Source organism: Soonwooa sp., from assembly GCF_032062245.1.
Lineage (GTDB): Bacteria > Bacteroidota > Bacteroidia > Flavobacteriales > Weeksellaceae > Soonwooa.
In genome coordinates, this window is the sequence record NZ_DAMBQF010000002.1 from 212,733 (window position 1) to 221,586 (window position 8,854).

The following is an 8,854-nucleotide window of genomic DNA, read 5'->3' on the forward strand; positions in this document are numbered from 1 at the left end:
AAGTAAATACAATTTAAGTAATTTATTTCTTTTAAATGCTGTTTTTGTACAAAGCAAATGTTATTACATTAGATAAATTTTTCTAGAATAATTTAAAAATTAGGAAAATTATTTGTGATTTTGGACTTTAACGAAAAAGGCTTTCTTGTTTAATAAAAATTTAATACTTTTGCAAAACTGGTGAGCTATAAAAAGCTTTAAAAGGGAACTGGGTGAAAATCCCAGACAGACCCGCTGCTGTAAGCTTCACGCAAGGTTTTTGGTAACAATATCCACTGTTCTTAGAATGGGAAGGATTCCAAAAATGAAGTAAGTCAGAAGACCTGCCAGTATGTTTAACGTTTGACGCTTTCGTGGAATAAAGCCTAGAACAACGAAGTTACTGTGCAGTTTTTGCGCTGTTGCTTTGTATTCTTATTTTCCATTAGCGTCATCATTATTCTAAATGAGCTAATGGTGACACGACTTTTTTTATCGGTTTTTCAAGCGGCATTTCTTGTGGCTTTTTTTGTGATGTCTTTAGTTTTTGGACAGAGTAAAGATAGTATTTCCAAAAAAGAAATCACGGAAGTTATTCTTTTCAAACGCGATTTGAAAGATGTAATTCCTGCACAAACCTTAAGTGGAGAAGACTTGCAACGCTTGAGCAGTCAATCGGTTGCGGATGCTTTACGTTATTTTTCGGGAGTCCAGATCAAAGATTATGGCGGCGTTGGTGGTCTAAAAACTATTAATGTACGAAGTTTGGGAAGCCAACATGTTGGCGTTTTTTATGATGGTATCCAGCTCGGAAATGCACAAAATGGTTTGGTCGATTTGGGGCGTTATTCTTTAGATGATCTCGAAGGTATTTCCTTATATAATGGTCAAAAAAGTGAAATCTTCCAACCGGCAAAGGATTTTGCTTCTGCAAGTGCTATTTATCTTCAAACCAAAACACCTTCGTTTACTGGAAACAAAAAAACAAATCTTTCTATTCGTCTCAAAAATGGCACGATACAATTATTTAATCCTTCTTTTAGGCTAGAGCAAAAATTGTCAGACAAAATTGCGTTTAGTTTTAGTTCTGAATATTTGGAAAGTGATGGCGTGTATAATTTTCGCTATTTCAAAAGATATCCAGATGGCGCGATTGCGTATGACACGATTGCAAAAAGACAAGATTCGGATATTAAAGCCAAACGTTTTGAAACCACAATAAATGGAATAATCCGTAACGGAACTTGGAATATTCGTGGTTACGCCTATAACTCTAACCGTGGCATTCCTGCGGCCATTGTTAACGGTAGATTTGGTGCTCGTGGTTCTAGGATGACGGATGACAATTACTTTGTGCAAGGCACTTTTAGAAAGAAACTTTTTCCAAAATTCGAAACCCAACTTAAAGCCAAGTTCGCTTACGATTACACGTATTATGCGGACACGGTGCGTACAGAATATGTGATCAGATTCGAGAATTCTTACATCCAACGTGAAGTTTACGTTAGTTCTTCTAACATCTACACGATTACACCGAGTTGGGATATCAGCTTAAATGGTGATTTCCAGTTTAATAATTTAGATGCCAATTTAATCAACTTTTCATACCCTACACGTTATACCAATTTGGTGGCTTTAGCGTCGACTTATCAATGGAATCGACTGCGTTTTATGGGAAGTCTTCTAGGAACTTTCGTGCACGAAAATGTTGAGAAAAATGCGAAATCTCCAGACCGACGAGAGTGGACGCCTGCTTTCTATGCTGCTTATCAGCCCTTCAATACTAAAGATTTAACGTTAAGAACTTTCTACAAACGGATTTTTAGAATGCCAACGTTTAATGATTTGTATTACACCAACATTGGGAATACCTATCTGAAACCTGAATATACCACGCAATATGACCTTGGTTTTACCTATCATAAACGTTTTAAAAATGATGTTTTTCAAGAATTTTATTTAAAAGTTGACGGCTATTATAATGAAGTTCAGGACAAAATTGTAGCTGCGCCTAATGGCAGTATGTTCCGTTGGTTGATGATGAATCTTGGTCGTGTAGAGATCCGAGGTGTTGACGTTAACCTACAATCCACTTTCAAAATTGGAAATGTAAAACTAAGACCATTGCTTTCTTACACGTATCAAAACGCGCAGGATGCTAGCGATCCTGAGGATACATTTTATAAAAATCAAATTCCGTATACGCCGTGGCACAGTGGGACTTTTACGATGATGGCGGATTATAAAGACTGGAGTTTTAACTACAGTACAATGTATGTTGGCGAGCGTTATGATGTTAACCAAGATAATATTCAGTACAACTATGTGCAACCTTGGTATACACACGATTTGTCGGTGCAAAAGATTTTCCGATGGAAGCAGCATCAGTTTAAAGCAAGTGTGGAGATGAACAATATTTTCAATCAGTATTATGACGTGGTTATCAATTTTCCGATGCCTGGCAGAAGTTTCCGTCTCATCCTAAATTACACCTTATGAAACATCTAAAAATCTATTTTTTATTTTCACTTTTATTGTTGATTTTCTCTTGTCGAACGGATGATGTTATTGTGCGCCCCGAAGTAGAATCTGGTTTAGAACCACCTCAAAATACCGCTATCAAAGGTTTTTATCTTTTAAATGAAGGCAATATGGGAAGTAATAAATCCACTTTGGATTACTTCGACTATGCAACGGGAACGTATCACCGAAATATCTATGCTGATATTAATCCCGAAGTGGTTAAAGAATTGGGTGATGTGGGTAACGATATTAAAATCTACGGCAGCAAAATGTATGTCGTGGTCAATGTTTCCAATAAAATTGAAGTTCTCGATGCGAAGACTGCCAAACGTATTAAAACGATTAAACTTCAGAACTGTCGTTATATGGCTTTCAAAGATGGGAAGGCTTATGCAAGCAGTTATGCAGGTCCAGTCGTGTTAGATCCCAATGCGCCGATTGGTAAAGTCGCTGAGATAGACACGCTTTCTTTGGCGATTACAAGAGAGGTGACTGTTGGTTATCAACCAGAGGAAATGCAAATTATCGGTAATAAACTTTATGTCGCCAATTCAGGTGGTTATCGTTTTCCGAATTATGACAAAACCTTATCGGAAGTGGATTTAACGACATTTAAAGAATTAAGAAAAATAGATGTTGCGATTAATCTTCACCATATCGAAAAAGATAATTACGGCGATTTGTACGTGAGTTCTCGTGGCGATTATTACACAATTCCATCGAGTTTGTATTTGCTTGATCCTGTTTCTGGACAGGTTAAAAAAGATTTTGGCGTGGCTGTCAGCGAAATGAAGATTGTTAATGACAAACTCTATTATTATGGTAACGAGTTTAATTACAACACGCACACCTACACCAAATCTTTCGGAATTATCGATGTTAAAACCGAACAAATTATTTCTAAAAACATCATCGAACCTACTTATGCCGACGCTATAAAAACGCCTTATGGTATTGCAGTAAATCCTATTACGGAAGATATCTATATGACGGATGCTCGCAATTATGTATCGATGGGTTTTGTGTATTGTTTTGATAAAAATGGAAAATTCAAATGGAAAACAGAAGCCGGAAATATCCCTGCGCATTTTGTTTTTCTGTACAAATAACATCTAATGTATTATGAGAAAAAATTCTATAAAAATTTTGACTTTAGGTTTTGCAAGCAGCCTGCTAATTGGACTTGTCGCTTGTAAGTCGGATCGTGAAGAAGTTGATAACGGAGTAAGTCTACCAGGAAAAACTTTGGACGATCAATATTCGGTTAGTCGTTATCGCGTTTTGGATATCGATTCAAAATTAGGTTTGAATTCAAAACTTACTTGGAGCATTAGTGCCAAGAAAATAGTTGATAACAAGGAAGTGGTTTATGATTCCATCATTGCTAAAGATGTACCCAAACTCGAGTTTATTTCGCGGTATGCCAAGAATTATGCGTTGACTTTAACTGCCGAAACGAATGGTGTTTCTAAAAAATATACATCCCAAATTATCGTCAATAAGGAATTGAAATCCTATAGTAAATATATTGCTGATGTTTTCGATTATCGACCTGCGGTTGGTCAATTCATTAACGAAATTCCAGAGTATGCCATTGGAGACACTCAAGAGAAAATGATTAAAAAAGCCAAAGAATCTTTGGTTGGTGGTAATTCGACCATGGTGACTTTGGGCGGCTTTGGAGGATATGTGGTTTTTGGTTTTGATCATACCATTCCGAATTACGATGGACGAGATTTCAAAATTCTAGGAAATGCTTTTTGGGGAAATGAAGCAATCGAAGAAAGAGCTGGCTCTTGCGAACCTGGCATTATCATGGTGGCCTACGATCGAAATAAAAATGGAAAACCCGATGAAGATGAGTGGTATGAGATTGCAGGTAGCGAGTATTTTAAAGATACTACTACTAAAAATTACGAAATTACTTACTTCAAACCAGATGAAAATAAAGTGCCCGTTCCTGGCACTGAGTTCTGGCAGACCGACACACAGTATATCAAATGGCAAGATAACCGAGGTGTTTCTGGTTTTAAAACTCGAAATACCTTCCATGCGCAAAGCTATTATCCTTTATGGTTTTCAGAAATGTCTTATTCTTTAAAAGGAACTCGCCTTAAGGATAACTTCTATGATCAAAGCGGCACAGGCACCTATTGGGTTGGTAAATCTTATGCGTATGGTTATGCTGACAACGCACCAAATAATGATGATGCGTCCAATATCGATATCTCTTGGGCGGTTGATAAGTATGGAAACTATGTTAAACTTCCGGGTATCGATTTCGTGAAAGTATATACAGGTATCAATCAAGAAGCTGGTTGGCTAGGCGAAGTTTCGACAGAAGTGGCAGGAGCTTATAACTTACATTTTAAATAAAATTAAAAACAAACAATAAAAATCAGTACTTATGAGAAAGATGTATCTTTTCTTTTTGCTGTTTCTTTTTGCATTTTCTGTTAATGCTCAAGTTACAGTGCAAGGCGTTCCTCGATCGGAGGTCAAAAACATAATGTCGAAAAAACAATCTAAGAATAGCAATTTTACAATGGACGACGTTGTCTATTGGGTTGGGACTGGATCTAACAAAGCGGTGTTAGCCATCCAGTGGAATGATCAAAAAAATCCTGATGCTCTCGTTTGGGGATTCCGTTGGGATGGTAATGCAACTGGCGAAGATATGATAAAAGCCATTGCAAAAGTTGACAAACGTTTTTATACATTGCTTTATCAGGGGACTCAATACGGTTCAGCAATTGGTGGTATGGGCTTTGACCTAGATGGTAAAGGAACAATTGGTTTGTACAAAAACAACAATACAACATATCCGCTTTATCCTTTGGATGGTATTATTAATACTACAGCTTATGATTTTGACGACTACAAAGCTGTTGATGCTAATGATCACTGGCAATCTGGTTGGTACCAAGGCTATTGGTCTTATTGGGTTAAAGATTCGGCGACGGATGATTTTGGATATTCTGGTCTTGGAGCGACGAGTCGTCAGTTGGTAAATGGTTCTTGGGATTTATGGAATTACAATGTCGATATGAATCCTCAAGAAATTTCAAGCACTTTCACGCCAGTTTCTGTATATTCTTCACAAGCAGATTTTACCAAAGGATTCTTTATGGTGAACGAAGAGTGGTTTGGGCATACCAATGGTTCGGTTAACTTTGTTGGCGAAAATGATCAAGTTTATTATCGTGTTTACAGCGAAAAAAATAATAACCAAGCTTTCGGTGCAACAACACAATATGGTACCATCTATGGCGATAAATTTTATTTTATTTCTAAACAAGAGTCGGACGGAGGAGATACGCAATACACACCTGGTGGAAGATTAGTCGTTGCTAATGCAAAAACTATGGAGAAGATTGCAAGTTTCGATAATATCGGCGGTGGCGATGGAAGATCCTTTGTCGGCGTTGATCAAAATACTGGTTATATTGGTGCTGCTAATGGTGTTTTCTTGTTTGATATTGCAAATATGAAAGTTGGTGATTTGATTGCTGGTACTGGTGGTGGTGCCACTTATTCTGGCCAAATAGGAAATATGATAAGAACTTCTCAGTATGTTTTTGTGGTTAAACAAAATGGTGGTGTTTTAATCATCGATCCTAAAACGCATACTTTAAAAACAACCATTCCAGGATCTTTCCATTCGGTTGCACAGGCTAAAGATGGAAGTGTTTGGGCGATTCAGAATCAAAAGTTGGTTAATATTAATCCAACAACTTTTGCAACGACAGAATACGCTATTCCGACAACAAAATACATTGCGTCATGGGGCGCTTGGAATGCAGGAAGCTTTTCAGCAAGTACACAACAAAATGCTTTGTATTGGATTAATTCTAAAAGTGAATGGGCGTCTGGAACACAGATTGTAAAATTCGACGTTACAACTAAAACTTTTAATGAAAACTTTGCAGCAATCCCAGGACAGACGGGGACTTACAAACAAATTCCTTATGGTGCTGCATTACGAGTTGACCCAGTTTCTGATAAATTAATTCTGAATACTACAGAAAGTGGTTACGGTGCGCATTATCAAAAAAACTGGATTCATACTTATGATACAACGGGCGCATTAATCAAAACGCAAACGCTTAACGATTACTATTGGTTCCCTGCAATGACGGTATTCCCAGACGTTTTTGAACCAATTTTAGATAGCAATGTACCAAGTAGTTTGACGGTGAATTCTGTTACGACAGTTGATCTTAAAAATAAAGTAACAGATCAGGATAATATCGGCGCAAACGTTGTTGTAAGTATTAAATCTATTAGTAAAAACGCAATTATTTCGGCGGAAATTAATGAAAATGATGAGTTGGTTATTACGCCGATTACATCAGGGACAGCGACGTTGACACTTAGTTTTAACTCAAACGGAAAAGTTCTAGATCATACCATGACGATTTCTTCTTCGACCTTAGCGACTGATCACGTTTCTAAAGTTGATCTTCAAATTTATCCAAATCCAGTGACGGATTTTGTTAGTTTAAAATCTACGGATAAAGTAACAAATGTTGAAGTATATGACTTATCAGGAAAACGTGTAGAATTGCCATTGTTGAATAATCAATTGGATGTAAGAAGTCTTGCAAAAGGTGTTTATGTTCTTAAAATTACAACGGACAAAGCATCTTATCAGAAAAAATTAGTTAAAAACTAATTTGATATTTTTCTTTTAAATAATGAAAGCTGCTCAATATTTGGGCAGCTTTTTTAGTTTAATTAAAAAATTTCAAACTTTGTGAAGAAGCTTTTTTATTAAATATTTTTTAGTTTCAATTTAAAATAAAACCTAAAACAATCGTTCGTGGAAATCTTCTATTTTCCCGACTTCTTCTATTTTAATCCCAAATTTACGCTTCGGAATTTTGTTAAGGTTGGAAACAAAAATCTTTTCGTAACCTAATTTTTCCGCTTCCGAAATGCGTTGTTCAGCTTGTGGAATCGGACGAATTTCGCCGCTCAAACCAATTTCTCCAGCAAAACAATACTTCTCCGAAATCGCAAAATCTTCATTAGACGAAAGGATAGAAGCTATGACCGCCAAATCTAAAGCTGGGTCGTCGGTTTTTATTCCGCCTGTAATGTTGAGGAAAACATCTTTCGCACCCAATTGAAAACCTGCTCTTTTTTCTAAAACTGCTAAAAGCATATTCAATCGTTTGGCATCAAAACCAGTCGAACTACGTTGTGGCGTACCATAGACTGCGGTGCTCACCAAAGCCTGAATTTCTAATAACATCGGACGATTGCCTTCCAAAGTCACCGCTACGGCGTTGCCAGAAAGTTCTTCGAACTTTTTGGTGATTAATATTTCGGATGGGTTTTTAATTTCTTTTAAACCTTGAGAAATCATCTCGTAGATTCCGATTTCTGCGGTGGATCCAAAACGGTTTTTGTTGGCGCGTAATAATCGGAAAAGGTGATTCCTATCGCCATCAAAATTAAGGACAACATCGACCATGTGTTCTAGCACTTTAGGTCCCGCAATTTGTCCATCTTTCGTAATGTGACCTACCAAAAATACTGGTGTGCTGGTCTCTTTCGCAAATTTTATAATTTCTCCAGAGCATTCTCTAATCTGAGAAACTGTCCCCGGCGAACTCTCTATCAAACTAGAATGCAAAGTCTGAATCGAATCGATAATGATGAAATCGGGTTTTAATTTTTTGGCTTCGTGCAGGATTTTGTCCACCGACGTTTCTGTAAAAAGATAACATTCTGGGTTTTGTAAGTCGGTTAATCTGTCCGCCCGCATTTTGATTTGCGAAGCGCTTTCTTCCCCCGAAACATAGAAAACTTTTTTGCGCATCTTCAAGGCTAATTGTAACAGCAAAGTTGACTTCCCAATCCCTGGTTCGCCACCGATAAGTGTTACTGATCCTAAGACAATTCCGCCGCCCAAAACTCTGTTGAGCTCTTCGCTAGGTGTTGCAATGCGCGGTTCTTCTTGCGCATTAACTTCGATAATGTTGATGATATGTTGCTTCTTGTCGCCAGAATAGTTTTTGGAAGTCGATGATTTTTCGACAACTTCTTCTACGAGTGTATTCCATTCGCCACAGTTGGTGCATTGTCCTAACCATTTTGGGAATTGCGTGCCACAGTTTTGACAGAAGTAGACGGTTTTGAGTTTTGCCATTCTGCTAATTTCTTGATTTTTTTTGAAAAAGCCATAGCTTTTGAAAACTGATAAATGTTGGCGATTGATGATTTTAAACTTTTTTGGTTTTTGACTGAGAATTTTTCTATTATTTGTAAAATTAAATTATTATTTCTTATTCTAGCCCCGATGTTCTATGTTAATCTGCAAATTTTTCAGGTTAAAATTTTTAAT

At 37.0% G+C, this 8,854-nt stretch carries 5 protein-coding genes and 1 riboswitch; of the genes, 4 read left to right on the plus strand and 1 reads right to left on the minus strand.

What is annotated here, in order from left to right:
* Window positions 1-161 precede the first annotated feature (161 nt).
* Window positions 162-346, plus strand: a riboswitch (cobalamin riboswitch).
* A gap of 107 nt (window positions 347-453) precedes the next feature.
* From RT037_RS02765 to RT037_RS02780, 4 genes are read left to right on the plus strand one after another with little or no spacing between them, the layout of a single operon-like run.
* On the plus strand, window positions 454-2,478 hold the full coding sequence (locus RT037_RS02765; protein WP_313027994.1) for a TonB-dependent receptor domain-containing protein: 2,025 nt from the start codon (window positions 454-456) through the stop codon (window positions 2,476-2,478).
* On the plus strand, window positions 2,475-3,611 hold the full coding sequence (locus tag RT037_RS02770; protein ID WP_312321532.1) for a DUF5074 domain-containing protein: 1,137 nt from the start codon (window positions 2,475-2,477) through the stop codon (window positions 3,609-3,611). Before RT037_RS02765 ends, RT037_RS02770 begins: the two co-directional genes overlap by 4 nt.
* Window positions 3,612-3,624: 13 nt before the next feature.
* Complete coding sequence (locus tag RT037_RS02775) at window positions 3,625-4,878, plus strand: cell surface protein (protein ID WP_312321531.1); 1,254 nt, start codon at window positions 3,625-3,627, stop codon at window positions 4,876-4,878.
* A 31-nt stretch (window positions 4,879-4,909) separates the two neighbouring features.
* On the plus strand, window positions 4,910-7,177 hold the full coding sequence (locus RT037_RS02780) for a DUF5074 domain-containing protein (protein WP_313027998.1): 2,268 nt from the start codon (window positions 4,910-4,912) through the stop codon (window positions 7,175-7,177).
* 132 nt (window positions 7,178-7,309) lie between these two features.
* Here RT037_RS02780 and radA read toward each other — a convergent pair whose 3' ends face one another.
* Window positions 7,310-8,659 (minus strand): DNA repair protein RadA, encoded by a 1,350-nt coding sequence (radA, locus tag RT037_RS02785; protein WP_313027999.1) that lies wholly within the window; start codon window positions 8,657-8,659, stop codon window positions 7,310-7,312.
* Between the last annotated feature and the right edge of the window lie 195 nt (window positions 8,660-8,854).